Annotated in this window: 19 protein-coding genes and 1 pseudogene; 8 read left to right on the forward strand and 12 right to left on the reverse strand. The window is 68.4% G+C overall.

What is annotated here, in order from left to right; translation table 11 throughout:
* Nucleotides 1–17: 17 nt before the first annotated feature.
* Nucleotides 18–338, reverse strand: coding sequence for a hypothetical protein (locus tag ACM6JT_RS23290; RefSeq protein WP_414857495.1), 321 nt, complete (start codon nucleotides 336–338; stop codon nucleotides 18–20).
* A gap of 65 nt (nucleotides 339–403) precedes the next feature.
* Nucleotides 404–1276, reverse strand: coding sequence for a LysR family transcriptional regulator (locus tag ACM6JT_RS23295; protein ID WP_414857402.1), 873 nt, complete (start codon nucleotides 1274–1276; stop codon nucleotides 404–406).
* A gap of 147 nt (nucleotides 1277–1423) precedes the next feature.
* Between ACM6JT_RS23295 and ACM6JT_RS23300 the strand changes: the two genes are divergently transcribed.
* Nucleotides 1424–2884 carry an MFS transporter gene (locus tag ACM6JT_RS23300; protein WP_414857403.1) on the forward strand — a complete coding sequence of 487 codons (1461 nt, stop codon included), beginning with the start codon at nucleotides 1424–1426 and terminating at the stop codon, nucleotides 2882–2884.
* A 75-nt stretch (nucleotides 2885–2959) separates the two neighbouring features.
* Here the strand turns inward: ACM6JT_RS23300 and ACM6JT_RS23305 are convergent, their stop codons facing one another.
* Nucleotides 2960–3166 carry an oxidoreductase-like domain-containing protein gene (locus ACM6JT_RS23305; protein ID WP_034180463.1) on the reverse strand — a complete coding sequence of 69 codons (207 nt, stop codon included), beginning with the start codon at nucleotides 3164–3166 and terminating at the stop codon, nucleotides 2960–2962.
* A 76-nt stretch (nucleotides 3167–3242) separates the two neighbouring features.
* On the opposite strand from ACM6JT_RS23305, the pseudogene ACM6JT_RS23310 reads away from it, so the two are divergent.
* A pseudogene (locus ACM6JT_RS23310) lies at nucleotides 3243–3463 on the forward strand (Rid family hydrolase); the annotation flags it as partial.
* A 72-nt stretch (nucleotides 3464–3535) separates the two neighbouring features.
* Here ACM6JT_RS23310 and creD read toward each other — a convergent pair.
* The 4 genes from creD to ACM6JT_RS23330 form a co-directional block, all read right to left on the reverse strand.
* Nucleotides 3536–4927: a cell envelope integrity protein CreD gene (creD, locus tag ACM6JT_RS23315; RefSeq protein WP_414857404.1), complete on the reverse strand. Its 1392-nt coding sequence runs from the start codon at nucleotides 4925–4927 to the stop codon at nucleotides 3536–3538.
* A gap of 103 nt (nucleotides 4928–5030) precedes the next feature.
* The gene (creC, locus tag ACM6JT_RS23320; RefSeq protein WP_414857405.1) at nucleotides 5031–6482 is read right to left on the reverse strand and encodes a two-component system sensor histidine kinase CreC; all 1452 of its coding nucleotides are present in this window, start codon (nucleotides 6480–6482) and stop codon (nucleotides 5031–5033) included.
* Between the two features lie 14 nt (nucleotides 6483–6496).
* Complete coding sequence (gene creB, locus ACM6JT_RS23325) at nucleotides 6497–7207, reverse strand: two-component system response regulator CreB (protein ID WP_217587796.1); 711 nt, start codon at nucleotides 7205–7207, stop codon at nucleotides 6497–6499.
* Between the two features lie 94 nt (nucleotides 7208–7301).
* Nucleotides 7302–8015, reverse strand: coding sequence for an SDR family NAD(P)-dependent oxidoreductase (locus ACM6JT_RS23330; RefSeq protein ID WP_034180467.1), 714 nt, complete (start codon nucleotides 8013–8015; stop codon nucleotides 7302–7304).
* A 392-nt stretch (nucleotides 8016–8407) separates the two neighbouring features.
* Here ACM6JT_RS23330 and ACM6JT_RS23335 point away from each other — a divergent pair, with 392 nt between their 5' ends.
* Nucleotides 8408–9100: a dihydrodipicolinate reductase gene (locus tag ACM6JT_RS23335; RefSeq protein WP_414857406.1), complete on the forward strand. Its 693-nt coding sequence runs from the start codon at nucleotides 8408–8410 to the stop codon at nucleotides 9098–9100.
* Between the two features lie 98 nt (nucleotides 9101–9198).
* Here the strand turns inward: ACM6JT_RS23335 and ACM6JT_RS23340 are convergent, their stop codons facing one another.
* Nucleotides 9199–10008 carry an SDR family oxidoreductase gene (locus tag ACM6JT_RS23340; RefSeq protein ID WP_414857407.1) on the reverse strand — a complete coding sequence of 270 codons (810 nt, stop codon included), beginning with the start codon at nucleotides 10006–10008 and terminating at the stop codon, nucleotides 9199–9201.
* Complete coding sequence (locus ACM6JT_RS23345) at nucleotides 10005–10889, reverse strand: MoaF C-terminal domain-containing protein (protein WP_414857408.1); 885 nt, start codon at nucleotides 10887–10889, stop codon at nucleotides 10005–10007. The genes ACM6JT_RS23340 and ACM6JT_RS23345 overlap by 4 nt, the downstream gene beginning before the upstream one ends.
* Before the next feature lie 119 nt (nucleotides 10890–11008).
* Between ACM6JT_RS23345 and ACM6JT_RS23350 the strand changes: the two genes are divergently transcribed.
* The 4 genes from ACM6JT_RS23350 (at nucleotide 11009) to ACM6JT_RS23365 (ending at nucleotide 13850) form a co-directional block, all read left to right on the forward strand.
* On the forward strand, nucleotides 11009–11803 hold the full coding sequence (locus ACM6JT_RS23350) for an AraC family transcriptional regulator (protein ID WP_414857409.1): 795 nt from the start codon (nucleotides 11009–11011) through the stop codon (nucleotides 11801–11803).
* Entirely contained in the window at nucleotides 11800–11997 is a 198-nt protein-coding gene (locus ACM6JT_RS23355; RefSeq protein WP_414857410.1) for a hypothetical protein, read from the forward strand. Before ACM6JT_RS23350 ends, ACM6JT_RS23355 begins: the two co-directional genes overlap by 4 nt.
* A gap of 108 nt (nucleotides 11998–12105) precedes the next feature.
* The gene (locus ACM6JT_RS23360) at nucleotides 12106–13080 is read left to right on the forward strand and encodes a DMT family transporter (RefSeq protein WP_414857411.1); all 975 of its coding nucleotides are present in this window, start codon (nucleotides 12106–12108) and stop codon (nucleotides 13078–13080) included.
* Between the two features lie 197 nt (nucleotides 13081–13277).
* Nucleotides 13278–13850, forward strand: coding sequence for a permease (locus tag ACM6JT_RS23365; protein WP_105392625.1), 573 nt, complete (start codon nucleotides 13278–13280; stop codon nucleotides 13848–13850).
* Nucleotides 13851–13951: 101 nt separating this feature from the next.
* On the opposite strand, the gene ACM6JT_RS23370 is transcribed toward ACM6JT_RS23365, so the two are convergent.
* The gene (locus ACM6JT_RS23370; RefSeq protein ID WP_021158165.1) at nucleotides 13952–14086 is read right to left on the reverse strand and encodes an entericidin A/B family lipoprotein; all 135 of its coding nucleotides are present in this window, start codon (nucleotides 14084–14086) and stop codon (nucleotides 13952–13954) included.
* 233 nt (nucleotides 14087–14319) lie between these two features.
* Between ACM6JT_RS23370 and ACM6JT_RS23375 the strand changes: the two genes are divergently transcribed.
* Nucleotides 14320–15615 carry an aspartate carbamoyltransferase gene (locus ACM6JT_RS23375; protein WP_414857412.1) on the forward strand — a complete coding sequence of 432 codons (1296 nt, stop codon included), beginning with the start codon at nucleotides 14320–14322 and terminating at the stop codon, nucleotides 15613–15615.
* Nucleotides 15616–15746: 131 nt separating this feature from the next.
* Here the strand turns inward: ACM6JT_RS23375 and ACM6JT_RS23380 are convergent, their stop codons facing one another.
* Together ACM6JT_RS23380 and ACM6JT_RS23385 are read right to left on the reverse strand one after the other, a co-directional pair.
* Nucleotides 15747–16166, reverse strand: a complete 420-nt coding sequence (locus ACM6JT_RS23380; protein WP_175747399.1) for a type II toxin-antitoxin system VapC family toxin — start codon at nucleotides 16164–16166, stop codon at nucleotides 15747–15749.
* The gene (locus tag ACM6JT_RS23385) at nucleotides 16163–16402 is read right to left on the reverse strand and encodes a FitA-like ribbon-helix-helix domain-containing protein (RefSeq protein WP_034180974.1); all 240 of its coding nucleotides are present in this window, start codon (nucleotides 16400–16402) and stop codon (nucleotides 16163–16165) included. The genes ACM6JT_RS23380 and ACM6JT_RS23385 overlap by 4 nt, the downstream gene beginning before the upstream one ends.
* Nucleotides 16403–16537: the final 135 nt, after the last annotated feature.

Consider the following 16537-nt stretch of genomic DNA (forward strand, 5'->3'; position numbering starts at 1 on the left):
GAATCGCCCGGACGGTACTACTCGTAGATTTTCCCGGCGAACAGGATGTCCGCCATGCGCCGCCACGGATTGTCGGGCACGTCGTAGAAGCGCAGCCCTTCTTCCGACGCTTCGGCCCAGTCGACCATCGCCTCCAGGTACTCGCCGATCGTGCGGTTTTCCCAGCCGAGCGCGGCACGCGCGTATGGCGACGGCGGCAGGTCGGCTTCGAGCTGCCGCTCCGTGTTCCAGTCGTGGCCGAGCACGCGCAGGAAATGGATCAGCGAGCGCTCGTCGACCACACGCTCCAGCGCGTCCTGCAGCCTGTCGGCCATCTGCTGCTTCAGTTCGTCGTTCATGCTCATGCGTAGGCCCTCTCCCGCGTCTCTCGAATACGCGCCGCTGCCTGTCGCGCGGCGCGTTTCTACATCAGCAATTGCCGCGACAGCACCTCGCGCGCCTGCGTGACGGTTTCGCGTTCGCCCGGCATCGGCGGCGTCAGCGAAAACACCGCGTCGGGCAGCGGCGGCAGACGGTATTTCGCGCCGAGCCGCATCATGCCGTCGCCGATCGCCGACGCGCACAGGCAGCCGACACCGAGCCCCGCCGCGAGCATCGACTGCAGCCCCGCGACACCCGACGCGCTGTGCACGAGCACGTACGGCGTGTGCTGCTCGTCGAGCGAGCGCACCGCGATCTGATGCATCATGCAGTCGTCCGGCAGCAGCACGAGCGGCAGCGGCTCGGGCAATTGCTCCGCGAGCGCCGGCGACGCGACCCATGACAGCGGCTCGCGCCGCAGCACCCAGCGCGTGTCGGCCGACGCCGGCCGGAACGGCCCGCTCGACAGGTTCATCACGACGCCGAGATCGATCTGCCCTCTCGCGTGCGCCGCCTCGATATCCGCGCTCTTCATCGCGCTCACGTGCAGGCTCAGTTGCGGGTAGCACTCCCGCAGCCGCGCCAGCAGGCCCGCGACTTCATTCGTCCGGTAGTAGTCGGTGATCGCGACGCGCAGCTCGCCCTTGATCACCTGCCCGCGCAGCTCGTCGAACGCGGCCTCGTTCAGCGCGACGATGCGCCGGGCGTGCTGCAGCAGCCGCGTGCCGGCCGGCGTCGGCTCGACGCCGCGCTTGCTGCGCACGAACAGCGGCATGCCGGCGCGCAATTCGAGCTTGCGCACCTGCTCGCTGACCGTCGACTGCGACAAATGCAGCAGCGGCGCGGCGGCCGTCAGGCTGCCGGCGTCCGCGACCGCCGCGAAAGTGCGCAACTGGTCCAGATCGAAACCGCGCATCGCCGTCCCCCATCCATCGATTAACCCGATGGATGCTACCACTCTTTCCCGCTTTTCTGATTCGTCGACCGCATCCAGAATACGGGGTCAATGGCCGGCCCGCGCCGTTCGCGCATACGGCCCTCATACTTTTCGGACCCTTCGTTCATGACGAACCCCACCCTTGCCCCCTGCGCGCCGGCCGGCGCGGCTGCCGCGGCGACGCCGCGCAGCCATCACGGCTGGGCGCTCGTGGTCCTGCTGGTCGGCGCCATTCTGCCGCCGCTCGACTACTTCATCGTGAATCTCGCGCTGCCGGCCATCCGCGACGGCATCGGCGCGCGCCCGGCCGAGCTCCAGCTCGTCGTGTCGGCCTATGCGTGCGCGAGCGCGGTCGTGCAGATCACGGGTGGCCGCCTCGGCGACCTGTACGGCCGCAAGCGCATGTTCATGCTGGGCATGGCCGGCTTCGTGCTCGCGTCGACGCTGTGCGGGCTCGCCGGCAGCGGCGCGGTGCTCGTCGGCGGCCGCGTGCTGCAGGGCCTGTTCGCCGCGATCCTCGCACCGCAGGTGCTCGCGACGATCCGCAGCGTGTTCAGCCCGCAGGAACAGGTGCGCGTGATGGGCTTCTACGGTTTCGCGTTCGGCCTCGCGGCCGTGATCGGCCAGCTCGGCGGCGGCGCGCTGATCAGCCTGCATCCGTTCGGACTCGGCTGGCGCGCGATCTTCCTCGTCAATCTGCCGATCGGCATCCTTGCGCTGATCGGCAGCTGGCGCTTCATCCCGGAAAACCGGCCGCCGCGCGGCCAGCGCATCGACGTACCGGGCACGGTGCTGATGTCGCTGTTCCTGCTGATGCTCGTGTATCCGCTCACGCAGGGCCGCGAGGCAGGCTGGCCGCTGTGGATGATCGCGTGCGTCGTCGGCGCGCTGCCGATGCTCGGTGCGCTGCTGGCGGTCGAAGCGGGCCGGCTCGCGCGCGGCCGCGATCCGCTGCTCGACGTGCGCCTGTTCCGCAACCCGGTCGTCGCGCTCGGTCTGATGCTCGCGTTCCTGTTCTACACGCTGAGCGCATTCTTCCTGAGCTACGGGATCTATCTGCAGGGCTGCCTGAACTGGTCGCCGCTCGCGTCCGGGTTCGCGATCCTGCCGCTCGGGCTCGGCTTCCTCGCGAGCCCGCTACTGATGCCGCGCCTCGTCGGCCGGTTCGGCGGTTATCGCGTGCTGACGCTCGGCTTCGTCATGCTCGCCGCAGGCGTCGCGACCGCCGCCGCGCTCGCCCGCAAAGGCGCGCCGGGGCCCGGCTTCTACGCGGGCATCGCGGCGATCGGCATCGGGCAAGGCCTCGTGCTGCCGTCGGTCGTGCGGATCGTGCTCGCGGAAGTCGATGCGGCCCGCGCGGGCGTCGCGTCAGGAATGGTCAGCGCGATGCTGCAGATCGGCGCGGCCGTCGGCGCCGCGACGATCGGCGGCGTGTTCTTCGCGCGGCTCGGCGTGCATCCGGCCGCGGTGGATTACGTGCAGGGGTTCCGGACGTCGATGTTCACGCTGACGGTCGTATTGCTTGCGTGCATCGCACTGTCGACGGCGCTCGGGCCGCTGCATCGGAGGCTGCATGCAGGTGCGTGACGCGGGGCGTGGATCGCACCGCCGACGGGATCTGCGGCGGAAAGGTGAATGCGCAGCCGCTCGCCGGTATCCGGCTCATCGGTGTTTTTTGCGTTGCGCCTGCCGCGCTTCCCACTCGGCCAGCTCGACGCGATAGCGCGCCAGCGCTTCGTCGTACAGGTCGAAGACGCACGGCGAGCAGCCGCTGTTGCAGCAGTCTTCCAGTTCAGGCTGTTCGGGCGGAATCGGGCGGGGATCGTCGGCGGACGGATCGGATGGATCGGTGGGGGCAGGCGTGGGCACGGCGAAGATCGAATGACGAAGTACGTCCAGTATAAGGGGATGCCGCCCGGCCTGCCGGCAGCGTCACATCCGTCCGCAGATGCGCGATGTGATCTCGCTCGTCCATCACGCGACCGACATCGATGCGTTCATGCAGGCCGGCGATATCCGCAACACCTGCTTCGCCGAGCCTTGTCCGGTCCGGTGACGACGGTTGTCCAGATCGAGCGTCTCTGCCATCCGGATCTGCTGATCGAGATCGCGGCCGTCGCCGAAATTCCGCTGGTGCGGTTTCGCGGGCCGTCGCCTCACGCGTGAATCGCGGCCGTCCCACGCTGCGTTGCGCGCCGGCCAGGGCGTACCCGGCCGGCGCGCACGTGAAACCCGCGCTTACTTCGCCGGCGCGCCCGGCTTCACGGCATCCGCGCCCGACTTGTCGCCCAGCGGCTGCCACGCGGCGCCGAGCGCATACCAGTCGATGCGGCGCGTGAGCGTCATGATGCCGGCGAGGATCGCGAACAGCAGCAGCGAACCGAGCATCAGCGCATTGTCCTCCGACAGCAGCAGCCCGTAGAGCGCCGCGTACAGCATCGCGAGCAGCGCCGCGAACGTCGCGCCGCGCTTCACACTGTGCAGCACGAACGACAGGTAGAAGCCGAGCAGCCCGATGCACGCGCCGCTCGCCGCGAGATACGCATGACCGAACGCGATGTGCTCGGACAGGCTCAGCAGCAGCAGGAAGAACAGCGCGAGCGACAGGCCGACCAGCAGGTACTGGATCGGGTGAATGCGCAGCCGCTTCGCGAGTTCGTACATGAAGAAGCTCGCGAACGTGAGCATCACGAACAGCGCACCGTACTTCGTCGCGCGTTCGGCCTGCAGATAGACGTTCACAGGTTCGATCACCGATACCGACGCCATCTCGATCGCACCCTCCCCGTTGCCGGTCGCGACCTGCTCGCGCGCCTTCGTGTTGAACGACGTCACGTGCCAGTTGCTGGTGAAACCCTGCGCATCGATCGTGCGCTCGCCCGGCAGGAACGCGCCGCCGAAGCTCGGATGCGGCCACGTCGATTTCAGCGAGAAATCGTTCTGGTCGGCCACCGGCGCGAACGCGACGGATTCCGCGCCCGCCAGCGGCAGGCCGATGCTGAACGGCACGACGGCCCCTGCGTTTGCGTCCGCCAGCGCCGCGAGATCGATATTCGCGTGCACGCCCTGGCGCAGGCTGTCCAGCCGCGTGCCCTGCTCCACGTCGAACCGCTTGCCGCCGAGGCGCAGGTCGGGCTGCGCCTTCAGTCCGCGAATATCGCCGATGCCGATTGCGACATACGCGCTGTCGACCGCGAAGCTCACGTGGCCGTCGGCCTGCGGCAGCTTCTTCAGGTCCGGCAGCGCCAGCGTGCCCGTCAAACGGCTATCCAGCCCGTACACGAGCGCCTTGTGGATGCCGCGGTAACGCACCTCGACCTTGAGCGTGCCGTCGACGTTCAACGTCTTCGGAAACACGAGCAGGCGCTTCGTCTCGCTCTTGAGGCTCGTTTTCGCTGCGCCGCCGGCCGGCGTGTCGTCGCGAACGCGCGTGACTTCCGTGTAATGCACGACGAGCACCGGGCCCGTCACCGTCTGCGGCCCCGCATAGCTGGCCCAGATGCTCTGCAATGCGCTCTCGCGATACTCCGCACGTTCCCGCACGATGCTTTGAACCATGTGCAGCGGGATCAGGATCGACAGCGCGAGAAACGCGGTGATCACGGACTTGAACAACAGGACTCGATTCATTGCTGACGGATACCGGAGTGGAAGATGCGGTCAGCATGAGCGGGCCCGGTGAACGGCGATTGAAGCCGGAGTGAAGCGAATGTGTGGCGAGCGTGAAGCGTGTTCAGCCCGGCGACGGCAGCGTGAGCGTCGCGCACGCGCCGCCTTCGTCGCGGTTCGCGAGCGCGACCTGGCCGCGATGCAGCATCGCGACTTCGCGGACGAAACACAGCCCGAGGCCCGTGCTGCGATCCTGCCCGTCGGGGCGCGGCAGCGAATAGAAGCGTTCGAACACGCGCGACAACGCGTAGTCGGGAACGCCGGGGCCGTCGTCGCTCACGCGCACGACCGCGACGTGCGCCCTGCCCGCCGGCTGCCGTTCGAGCGCGATCCGGATCGTGCTGCGTTGCGGCGCGAAATCCAGCGCGTTGTCGAGCAGGTTGCCGAGCGCCTGGCGCAGCAGGAACGGATCGCCTTCGACGACTGCCGGATCGGAAGCGTCGTTCGCGTCGATCCGCAGGCTCACGCCGCGCTGCCGCGCGCGCGGCTCGATATCCTCGACGAGCTGTTCGAGCACCGGCAGCAGCGCGACCGGCTCGTGTACCGACAGGCGCTGCTTCTGCTCGACTTCGGCCAGCGCGAGCAGCTTGCGGATCATCTGTTCGAGTCGGCCGGCCTGGCGGCGGATGTTTTCGGTGAAGCGCCGCCGGTTCGCGACCGGCATCTCTTCCTGCAGCAGCTCCGCCGCGCCGCTGATCGCGGCCAGCGGGCTTTTCATCTCGTGCGTGAGCGTGTGGATGTAGGTTTCGACGTACTGCCGGTCCTCCAGACGCTGGTGCATGCTCTCCACCGCGCGCCCGAGCTCGGCCAGCTCGTTCGCGCCCTGCAGCGGCATCGCCGCGCGCTCGCCGGCCGCGATTGCGCGCGCATAGCGTTGCAGCCGCCGCAGCCCGAGCACCAGCCACCATGTGCAAGCGGTGCCGATCAGGATCGCGCCGCCCATCAGCAACGCGCCATACAGCATGATCTTGCGCTGGCTGCGCACGATGAACGGCTCGACCGTCTGGTTCGGTTTCGCGATCGTCAGCACGCCGATGATCTCGTTCCCGCGCCGGATCGGCGCCGCGACGTGCATCACGGTGCTGCTGTCGTCGTTCGGATCGGCACGCGTGCTGCGTGCGCCGTATTCGCCGCGCAGCGTCCGGTACACGTCGTTCCAGCGCGAATAGTCCTGCCCCACTGCGCTGCCGGTCGAGTCGTAACGCACGATGCCGTGCGCATCGGTGATGTAGATGCGGTAGCTGATCGTGTTCTTGTGCATGCCCCACACGTTCGCGCTGACCGGGTTCTCGTGAAGTTTTTCGAGCTGCCGCGCGAAGGCGCCGTCGGCGATATGCCCGTTCGCCATGTCGGCGGCGGCCAGCGTCGCCAGCACCTGCGCGACGTCGACGAGCGTGTCCTCCATCGCCTCGCGCACCCCCGGCTTCACCTCCTGCACGAACACGCGCAGCGTGATCAGCGCGGCAAGACCGACGATCAGGAAAAAACCGAAGAAGATGCGCAGGCCGATATGCATGGCGGTGCCGGTCGTTACGGTTGCAGCGAATAACCCATCCCGCGATGCGTGCGGATCGGGTCGCGCTCGGGATCGATCGCGCGCAGTTTCGCGCGCAGCGTCTTGATGTGCGTGTCGACCGTGCGGTCGGCCGAATCGAGCGCCTCGTGCCACACGAGGTCCATCAACTGCTCGCGCGAATAGATGCGCCCCGGATGCCGGACGAGCAGCGCCAGCAGGCCGAATTCGTAGCGCGTGAGGTCCAGCGCGTGGCCGAGCCACGACACGCGCGCGCCGTCGGTGTCGAGCACGAAGCCCGGCGCGGTTGTCGCGGCCTGCGCCTCTGCCGGCGCGGGCGCCGTTTGCGGCGCGGCCGCCCGGTGGAAGCGCCGCAGGATCACGCGCACCCGCGCGGCCAGCTCGCGCGGCGAAAACGGCTTGACCACATAATCGTCGGCGCCGATTTCGAGCCCGACGATCCGGTCGATCTCGTCGTGCCGCGCGGTCAGGAAGATCACCGGCACGTCGGTGAACGTGCGCAGCCGCCGGCAGACTTCAAAGCCGCTGAGGTCCGGCAGGCCGACGTCGAGCACGACCAGGTCGAAGCGCGACTCGCGCAGATGATCGAGCGCCGCCTGCCCGAGCGTGCAGTGGACGGTCTGCATGCCGTCGGTGCCGAGGGCATAGACGATCGTGTCCGCGATCGCCGTTTCATCTTCGACGATCAGGATCTTGGGCTGATTCATGGTCTCAGTCTGGGCTCGCGCGTTTCCGGTGCGACATTGTACGCACGGCCGGCCGCGGCGCGAGCCGCAATGCGGCGAGCCCCGCCCGCGCGCGCTACGCCACGCGGCCGTTCACCGGAATCGACGCGCCGGTGATCGCCTGTGCGTCGGCCGACAGCAGGAACCCGATCGTCGCCGCGATCTGTTCCGGCCGGACCCAGCGCGTGAAATCCGCGTCAGGCATGTCCGCGCGGTTCGGCGGCGTATCGATGATGCTCGGCAGGATCGCGTTCACCGTCACGCCGCGGTCGAGCAGTTCGGCCGCCAGCGCCTCGGTGAGACGCGCGACGCCGGCCTTCGCGGCCGCATAAGCGCCCATGCCCGCGCCGGCCTTGAACGCCGCGCCCGCGCCGATGTTGACGATACGGCCGGCCGGGCTCGCGACCAGGTACGGCAGCGCGGCCTTCGACGCGTTCAGCGCGGTCTTCACGTTCAGCTCGTACATGCGGTCCCACGTGGCGGCGTCGCCGTCGGCGATCGTCTGCCATACGAACGCACCGGCGATGTTCAGCAGCGCGTCGACCCGGCCGAATTCGCGGTTTACCGATTCGAGCGCCCGTGCGGCGGCCTGCGGGTCGACGAGGTCGATGCCGCCGATGCGCAGCGCGTCGGCCGGCACGCCGGGCAGCGTCTGCGCAGCCGGCGCGGCGCCGCGGCCGATCAGTGCGACGCGTGCGCCGCGCTGGCCCAGCCATGCGGCCGTCGCGACGCCCAGATGACCGAATCCGCCGGTGATCGCGACTGCCTTGCCTTTCAGGTCGTGTTCCATCGATGTGCTCTCCTGGATCGAAAATGGGTGGTTGATGCGTGGTGCATGAGTCATGCCGGCCGCGGCACGGACGTGCGCGGCCGGCGTTTCGACAGCGTAGCGCCGTTCACGCCTGCGTGCGCGCGGCGACGAAGCTGCGGCGCGGTTCCTCCGTCGTTTCGCGCTGGTTGCAAGGGCGCCAGTCCGGCGGCGGTATCGCGCAGCGGAACGCGGTCCACACGTCGCGGGCCATCGCGACTCCGCACGCGAGGCCCGGCGGGCACGCATGCGGACAGCCGGGCATAATGCACGAGGCCCGTTCGGCGTGGCGCGAGCCGCGACAGAACCGTGCCGGGCTACCCGACGCCTACGCCGATCCCGTATCAAATACTGAACCTCAACCCGTCAATCCCATGCAAGTACTCGTCGTTGGAACCGGCAAGCTGGCCAATGAGCTGCTCGGCTCGCACAAGCTCGACCCGGCAACCTGTCGCGTGATGCGCTGGTCGGACAGTGCGCGAACCGATGAGCGACGTAGCGACGCCCGATCGATCGTCGTGCATGCCGGTTCCGGCCGCGAACTCCCCGCCGTGATCGCGTTTTGCGAGGCCACCGCGTCGCCGCTCGTCGAACTGTCTACCGGCTCCGACGTCGAAACCGGAACGCACGGCTTCCCGGTCGTGCTGTGTCCGAACACGAATATCCTGATGCTCAAGTTCATGAGCATGCTGGAAACCAGCGGCCACCTGTTTCGCGACTGCGAGATCAGCCTGACGGAGTCGCATCAGGCAGGCAAGACGTCCGTCCCCGGCACGGCCGTCGGCATCGGCCAGTCGCTCGGCGTGCGGCCGGAAGACATCCGCTCGGTGCGCGACCCGGACGTGCAGCGCAGCGAATTCGCGATCCCCGACGATCAGCTCGGCCGCCACGCGGTTCACCGGATACGCATCGACGACGGCGCGTGCAGCCTGCAGTTCGAATCGCGCGTGTACGGCGCGACGCCCTATGCGGATGGCGTGTCGCGCATCATCGAGGCCGTCCGCCAGCACGATCTCGAGAACCGCCGCTATTCGATCGTCGAGTTCATCCGCAACGGCTGGCTGTAGTCGCGGCGATGTGCGGCGGGCCTGCGACGGCGCCGCCACAGGAACCTGCCGGCCGCGGTCCCGCCGCGGCCACATCGGGTGCCGGTTCGACACCGCCGTCACGCGTCTCCCAGCACCGCACCGCTCTCCGGCAAGGTCGCGCCGCCGTCGACGACGATCGTCTGCCCCGTGATGTACGCAGCATCGGCCGAGGCGAGAAACAGCATCGCGTTCGCGATGTCCTCCGGCTCGCCCATCCGCGCGAGCGGAATGTCGCGCGCGATCTGCGCCGCGACCGACGCGTCGCCGAGATTGCCGGCCGCCGGCGTGCGGATCATCCCCGGCTCGACACCGTTGACCGTCACGTTGCGGCGCGCGAGCTCCAGCGCCGCCGCGCGAATGAAGCCGTTCACGCCGGCCTTCGACGCCGCGTAGTGCGCGAGCCCCGGATAGGCGACGCGCGGCCCCGTCACCGACGACGTGACGAGCAGCCGCCCGGCCCCCGCGCGCTCGAATGCCGGCAACGCAGCCTGCGCGAGCCAGAACAGCGCCGACAGGTTGACCGACAGCGTTCGCTCGAGCGTCGGCTCGTCGATCTGCGCGAACGGCGTCAGCGGAAAATACGCGGCATTGTGGACGACGACATCGAGCCGGCCGCCGTCGCGCTCGACCGCCGCGACCAGCGCGCGCAGTTCGTCGCGGCTGGCGGCGTCCACCCGATACGCGCGTGCAGTGCCGCCCGCGCCGGCGAGTGCATCGGCCTGCGCGGCGGCGGCCCCACCGTTCAGGTCGGCGAGCGCGACGAACGCGCCGGATTCCGCGAAACGACGCGCGATCGCCGCGCCGATCCCTTGCGCGGCGCCCGTGACGAGCACGACGCGCCCGCTGAAATCCGCACGCAGTCGGCCGCTGCCCGGCACGGCATTCATCGCTGCGCCTCGCCGCCGAGCGGATGCACGGTTTCGTTCAGCACCTGCGCATGGGCGCCGATCTGGAAGTTCGACAGCGTGCCGAAATCACCACCCTGGTAGCCGAAGATCTTGCCGTCGGTCTTGCACTGCGCGAGGTCGATCAGCACGACGCCGAGCGTCGGCACCACCTTTTCGCGCCACACGAACAGATACAGCTCGTCGTCGATCCTGAAGTAATGGCAGCGGTCGACGTCGGCCAGCCCGCCTTCGACGCCCTGCAGGCACTGCCACGCGTAGAAGTTCTCGTTCAGGTAGATGTGCTCGTAGCATTCGGTCGGGCTGTAGCGGTACATCGTCCGCTTGCCGATCAGTTCGCGCGTCGGCCCGTGCAGCGGCCCCGGCTGTGCATGACCGCCGAGCGTGCCGTGCCGGAACGCCGCGTCGACGGCCGTCAGCGGCAGCCCGCGCGCGACGCGCGTGAACACGTCGATGCGCGTGTCGGCTTCGGTCGGCAGCACGCCGACGACCGACGTCCATACGCCGCTGTCGAGATCGATCACGAGACTGACCGACGTCGCGCGGGCGGGCGTGTCGATGTAGTCGACGAAGTACAGCGCGTCGCGCAGCCGCGTCACGCGGCACGGCTCGCGGCCGCCCGTGTCGGTCGCCGCGTCGTGCCACTGCAGCGCGCCTTGCTCGAACGTATAGACGCGCCACGCGCCCGATGCATCGCCGAGCGCCAGCGTGCGCCCCGCGAGCGCGTCGACGGGCGCGAGGATGTTCGCTTCCGGCGCGAAGCCGTCCGCGAGCGCGCCAACCTGAATGAATACCGGATCCTGTCGTTCCACCTGCCGCCTCCCGCGCAGCTTCAGGCCCGGCGGGCCGTATACGCTGCTCATGTGTACATGGTGCGGGCTGCGCGCGCCGCGCGGTATCGGCCAAAAGGATGAAGGGCGCGCGGCGGCGGAACGCGCTAAAGTGCACGTGATCCGCGCCGCAGCCGGCGCGAGGAGCGCACATGCACCGTGTCACCCACTACCGACGGACCGGCGAAGGCATCGAGGCAATCAGCCTCGAATCCGACCGCGCGTTTCCGCGCCACGCGCACGACGAATTCGGGGTCGGCGTGATCGTCAGCGGTGCGCACCGGTCGTGGAGCGGCCGCGGGCAGGTCGACGCGCTGGCCGGCGACGCGATCATGGTCAACCCGGGCGAAATGCACGACGGCTCGCCGATCGATGCCGGCACGGGCCGGCGCTGGCGGATGCTGTACCTCGCGCCCGCGCTGGTCGCGGGCGTCGCGGCGGAAGAAGGCCTCGGCGGCGTCGAGCTTGCGCATCCGGCGGTGCGCGACGCGCGGCTCACGGCCGCCGTCGGCCGATTGCATGCGCGCATCGTCGCCGGGGAAACTCAACCGCTCGCCCGCGACGAGGCGCTCGTGATGCTCGTCGCAGGGTTGCTCGCCCGGCACGCGAACCGCACGCTGCCGGCGGCCGGCGTCGCGCCGGCGATTCGTGTCGCCCGAGAACGGCTGGACGCGGCGCCGGCCGCGCCCGTTTCGCTCGCCGAACTGGCCGACCTGAGCGGCGTGAGCCGCTTCCAGTTGCTGCGCGGGTTTGCACGCGAGCTCGGTATCACGCCGCACGCGTACCTGATCCAGGCGCGCGCGCGGCTGGCGCGCACGCTGCTCGCCAGCGGCCTGCCGATCGCGGATGCCGCGGCCGAAGCCGGTTTCGCCGATCAGAGCCACCTGACGCGCGCATTCGCGCGCCAGTTCGGCATCACGCCGGGGCGGTTTACGCAGGCCGGTTGACGCCGGTCGTGGCCGCGCGCAAGGCGATCGAAGGCGGGTCCCGCGTCGACGATGGTGGCTTCGGCTTCGGCTTCGGCTTCGGCTTCGGCTTCGGCTTCGGCTTCGGCTTCGGCTTCGGCTTCGGCTTCGGCTTCGGCTTCGGCTTCGGCTTCGGCTTCGGCTTCGGCTTCGGCTTCGGCTTCGGCAGATGCTAACACTGACGCACGCTCGCAAGGCGGCCCACGCACCGCCCTCGACATCCCAACGCGCCCGCTGCAATTTCATTCAAGACGCGCACCGTCGCCGTACGCGACGATGCGCGCATGAAAACACGACTGATTGGCTATCTCTATCTCGCCGCCGCGATGGCGGGCGTCGGCAGCACCGTCATCGCGAGCCGTCTCGCGGCCGGCGGCCTGCCGCCGTTCGCGGCCACGGCGCTGCGCTTCCTGATCGCGACGCCGCTGCTGTTCGCGCTGATGCGCGCGCAGCGAATGCGCTGGCCGCGCATTTCCCCGCGCGACGCCGTGCTGCTCGTCATCCAGGCCGCGGCCGGCGGCGTCGGTTATACGGTGCTGCTGATCAGCGGCACGAAGCTGTCGTCGCCGCTCGATGCGGGCGTGATGCTCGGCACGCTGCCGGCGATGTCGACGCTGATCGCGGCCGTCGTGCTGCGCGAGCGGCAGACGCCGCGCGACTGGCTGGCCGCCGCGCTCGCCACGGCCGGCGTGCTGTTCGTCACGTTCGCGCCCGGCCAGACGATGCCGTCGCTCCAGACGCTTGCCGGCGATGCGCTGGTGCTGGCCGCCGTCGCGTGCGAAGCCGTCTTCATCCTGCTGAACCGACGGCTTGCCGCACCGTTGCCGCCGCTCGCACTGTCCACCGCGATGTCGGGCCTCGGCTTCGTGCTCGCCGTCGTGCCGGCCGCGTTCGAATGGCGCGCGGCGGCAACCGGCTGGACCGTCGGCGCCGTGTCGGCGATCGCCTACTACGCACTGGTGCCGACCGTGCTCGGCTACCTGTGCTGGTATGCGGGCTCCGCGCGCACGAGCGGCACCGAGGCCGCGCTGTTCACGGCGGTCGCGCCGGTCTCGGCCGTTCTGTTCGCGGTCGCGCTGTTCGGCGAGACGCTGACCGGCACGCGTGTCGCCGGCATCGCGCTCGTCGTCGCGGGCATGCTCGTCGGCGCGACGCGGCGGCGCGAACCGCCCACGCACACCACCACGCGCGATGCGAAGCCGGTGAACTCGATACAGCCTGCCAGCCCCGCGCCGTCGACGCAAACCGCCACCGACTGACACGAACCCGCGCTCATGCAAAAACGACGGCCGCGCATTTCCGTCACATGGCCGGTCGATCCCCCTACTCTCGCAAAGCCGTCGGCGACTGTAGGAATGTGTCCGCGCGCCGCAAAACCGTTGCGCACCACCGCACAAGATGCAATATTCGCGTGGCCGGAACCTTTGACAACCATCTAACAACAAGCCGCCAAGCAATGAACAGGAAGGACGCCAAAACAAGAATCGCGGTGCTGCTGTCCGCGGGAACGAGGAAGGCCGACGTGCTGGCCGAACTGTCCGGACAGGGGCTCAAGGATCGCGTGATCGCAAGCCTGATCGCGTCGCGGCCCGATCCGGAACGCTGTCGCAAGAACAAGGTGCACACCTGGATCCTGGTCGCGCTCGGCACCCTCCAGCTGGCGATCAGCCTGATGCTCGCGTATTACTTCTCCGCCGCTGCCGGCGACCTTGGCGTGTCGGGCGCACTCGGCAATGGCCTCGTCGTCGTGTTCCTCGCGCTGACCGTGCCGCTGTCGCTGCTGTTCATCTGGGGCTTCGCGACCCATCGCGTCGGCGCGTATCACGCGTTCATCCTGCTGTCGCTGCTGCAGTTGCCGAAGGCCGTCGCCGAGCTCGGGCGCGATCCGTCGACCGCGCTGCCGGGCCTCGCGGTCACGCTGGTGCTGGTGGGCTACGTCTGGTTCGTGCGCAACCGGATGTTCCCCGATTACGGCTGGTTTACGCCGCGCAAGGTCGAAGGCCGCTACGCGTTCGTCGAACGCGCGTGACGCCGCCGGCGTCAACGCCACACCGCCCCCCAAAAAAAGCGCCGGGCCGTCCCGCAATCGCGGGACGGCCCGGCGCTTTCTGCATTCCGGAACCGGTCGGCTTACTTGGCCTTTTCGGCCGTATCGCTGATCGCCTGGCCGCCCTTCGAAATGTCCTGGCCCACGCCGGCGACCGTATTGCAGCCGGCGAGCGCGGCGGTCACAACCAGCAACATTGCAGCAATCGTACGCGTCATTCTCATTCTCCTTCGAATCAACAAGCCCGACCGGGCGAATCGTTTTCGGCATGGCGCCCTGCCGATGCAGGGCACGGGGCCTGACCTGATTATACGGAGGCGGACGCCGCGCGCCAGTGCGAGCCCGCCGAGTGTCACACGCACCGCACAGCCCGATCGCGCAAATTTTCCTTGACTTCAGTGCGCCAGGAACTAATATACGCACCGCGTATATTTTCCGCCAGGAGCCGCCGATGACCGTTCCCCAGCAAGCCTTCCTCCGCGACGCGATGCGCCGCCTCAACATGACTCGCGAAGCGTTCGCCAATCGCATCGGCGTCAGCCGGCGCGCACTGGATACCTGGCTGCTGCCCGACGATTCGCAGGAATCGCGCGGGATGCCCGAAATCGTCGAGCGCTTCGTGTCGGAAATCGTCGAGCGTTCGGTACCAGAAGGCGGAGTCTATACGCAAAGCGTAGACAATCAGGGGCTCGCGAAGCAGTTCCTGTTCGAAGGCAAGCCGCAACTGCTGTCGGTCGACCAGTTCTCGCGGGAATCGGTCGAGGCGCTGTTTCGCGTGGCCGACGTGATGCAGCCGATCGCGCGGCGCCACAAGATTTCGCGCGTGCTGGAAGGCGCCGTGCTCGGCAACCTGTTCTTCGAGGCGAGCACGCGCACGCGCGTGTCGTTCGGCGCGGCGTTCTGCCGGCTCGGCGGCTCGGTGTGCGACACGACGGGCTTCACGTTCTCGTCGATGGCCAAGGGCGAATCGATCTACGACACGAGCCGCGTGATGGCCGGCTACGTCGATGCGCTCGTGATCCGCCACCCGGAGAAAGGCTCGGTGGCCGAGTTCGCGCGCGCGACCAACCTGCCCGTGATCAACGGCGGCGACGGCCCCGGCGAGCACCCGAGCCAGGCGCTGCTCGATCTCTATACGATCCAGCGCGAGTTCTCGCGGCTCGGCAAGATCGTCGACGGCGCGCACATCGCGCTGGTCGGCGATCTCAAGTACGGCCGCACCGTGCACTCGCTCGTCAAGCTGCTCGCGCTGTACCGCGGGCTCAAGTTCACGCTCGTGTCGCCGCCGATGCTCGAAATGCCGGCCTACATCGTCGACCAGATCTCGACGAACGGCCATGTGGTCGAACAGACGACCGACCTCGCGGCCGGGCTGCGCGGCGCGGACGTCGTCTACGCGACGCGGATCCAGAAAGAGCGCTTCACCGACGAGTCGTTCGAAGGCTATACGCCGGATTTCCAGATCAACCAGGCGCTCGTCGACTCGGTCTGCAAGCCCGACACGCTGATCATGCACCCGCTGCCGCGCGACAGCCGGCCCGGCGCGAACGACCTGTCGGTCGACCTGAACCGCGACCCGCGCCTCGCGATCTTCCGGCAGACCGACAACGGCATTCCGGTGCGAATGGCGATCTTCGCGGTGCTGCTCGGCGTCGAAAACCTCGTGCAGCATTCGATGCGCGACGCGACGTGGCGCCCGCCGGCATACCTCGGGCCGGAGGACGCGGTGTTTCACGGAGTCGATTGAGCCGCACCGGAGGTCTCGCGCCCGCCTACCATTGCTTCATGGGCCGGGCGCGCTTGCCTGACGCAGAACGCGCCGCATTGCACGGCGCGTTTTCAATTTCGGCACAGGTGATGGAGCTTCGCAGTCAGGAGCTACCGCGCCCACGGATCGATCACGCGAAGCCCCACCGCCTCGAACGGCGCGACATCGCGCGTGGCCACGATCAGGCCGTTCGCCTCGGCCGTGGCGGCGATAAAACAATCGACAGGCGCGATCGCGCTACCTGCGACACGGGCCCGCGCCCGAAGGCTCGCATACGCTTTGCTCGCTGCATCATCGAACGGCAGGATCCGGCCTCGAAACAGCGGCACGACACGTCGTTCGATGCTTTGATGCAGCCACTCGCGCCTGCGCCCTTCCGGCAATACAGCCACGCCGAATCGCATCTCCGCGAGACTGATTGCAGCAAGAAACAGCGTCTCGACGTTCTGGGCATCGAGCCACTCGATCACGGCCGCGCTCGGCTCGCGTCGCAGCGGTTCGAAAATGACGTTCGTATCAACAAGGATCATTCGAAGCTCATCGGATCGGTTGACGTCTTGTCGCGCTGGACGTCGAAATCGACTCCACCAGCCTCCCGCCCGATTTCCGCCAGCAACGTTCCCAGCTTGAGCCGCCCGCCTGGCAGGACGGCCTGCTCGAGAATGTCACGTACCTCGGCTTCGGTGCTGCGTCCGTGCTGGGCCGCGCGAATCCGAAGTGCGCGATGCACTTCATCAGGCAAATTTCGAACGGTGATCACCGGCATGATGCGCCTCGCTAAGATTGCTTTCAATGCAGTCATATTAGCATCTTGCTGTCATACCGAGTGAATCACGACACTGCCACTCTAACCGGCCCGACTAGCCCGTCACATCTGGCCAATCGGCCATCATCCACCGTC

Source organism: Burkholderia sp. IT-111MI5, from assembly GCF_949752865.1.
GTDB classification, from domain to species: domain Bacteria; phylum Pseudomonadota; class Gammaproteobacteria; order Burkholderiales; family Burkholderiaceae; genus Burkholderia; species Burkholderia pyrrocinia_C.

Excerpts from the sequence above, each read along its gene's own strand:
- creD (WP_414857404.1), bottom strand. The coding sequence starts at position 4,927 with ATGAATCGAGTCCTGTTGTTCAAGTCCGTGATCACCGCGTTTCTCGCG.
- ACM6JT_RS23365 (WP_105392625.1), top strand. The coding sequence starts at position 13,278 with ATGAACAGGAAGGACGCCAAAACAAGAATCGCGGTGCTGCTGTCCGCG.
- ACM6JT_RS23335 (WP_414857406.1), top strand. The coding sequence starts at position 8,408 with ATGCAAGTACTCGTCGTTGGAACCGGCAAGCTGGCCAATGAGCTGCTC.
- creC (WP_414857405.1), bottom strand. The coding sequence starts at position 6,482 with ATGCATATCGGCCTGCGCATCTTCTTCGGTTTTTTCCTGATCGTCGGT.
- ACM6JT_RS23345 (WP_414857408.1), bottom strand. The coding sequence starts at position 10,889 with ATGAGCAGCGTATACGGCCCGCCGGGCCTGAAGCTGCGCGGGAGGCGG.
- ACM6JT_RS23295 (WP_414857402.1), bottom strand. The coding sequence starts at position 1,276 with ATGCGCGGTTTCGATCTGGACCAGTTGCGCACTTTCGCGGCGGTCGCG.
- ACM6JT_RS23370 (WP_021158165.1), bottom strand. The coding sequence starts at position 14,086 with ATGACGCGTACGATTGCTGCAATGTTGCTGGTTGTGACCGCCGCGCTC.
- ACM6JT_RS23340 (WP_414857407.1), bottom strand. The coding sequence starts at position 10,008 with ATGAATGCCGTGCCGGGCAGCGGCCGACTGCGTGCGGATTTCAGCGGG.
- ACM6JT_RS23300 (WP_414857403.1), top strand. The coding sequence starts at position 1,424 with ATGACGAACCCCACCCTTGCCCCCTGCGCGCCGGCCGGCGCGGCTGCC.
- ACM6JT_RS23375 (WP_414857412.1), top strand. The coding sequence starts at position 14,320 with ATGACCGTTCCCCAGCAAGCCTTCCTCCGCGACGCGATGCGCCGCCTC.
- ACM6JT_RS23350 (WP_414857409.1), top strand. The coding sequence starts at position 11,009 with ATGCACCGTGTCACCCACTACCGACGGACCGGCGAAGGCATCGAGGCA.
- ACM6JT_RS23330 (WP_034180467.1), bottom strand. The coding sequence starts at position 8,015 with ATGGAACACGACCTGAAAGGCAAGGCAGTCGCGATCACCGGCGGATTC.
- ACM6JT_RS23385 (WP_034180974.1), bottom strand. The coding sequence starts at position 16,402 with ATGCCGGTGATCACCGTTCGAAATTTGCCTGATGAAGTGCATCGCGCA.
- ACM6JT_RS23290 (WP_414857495.1), bottom strand. The coding sequence starts at position 338 with ATGAACGACGAACTGAAGCAGCAGATGGCCGACAGGCTGCAGGACGCG.
- ACM6JT_RS23360 (WP_414857411.1), top strand. The coding sequence starts at position 12,106 with ATGAAAACACGACTGATTGGCTATCTCTATCTCGCCGCCGCGATGGCG.
- creB (WP_217587796.1), bottom strand. The coding sequence starts at position 7,207 with ATGAATCAGCCCAAGATCCTGATCGTCGAAGATGAAACGGCGATCGCG.
- ACM6JT_RS23380 (WP_175747399.1), bottom strand. The coding sequence starts at position 16,166 with ATGATCCTTGTTGATACGAACGTCATTTTCGAACCGCTGCGACGCGAG.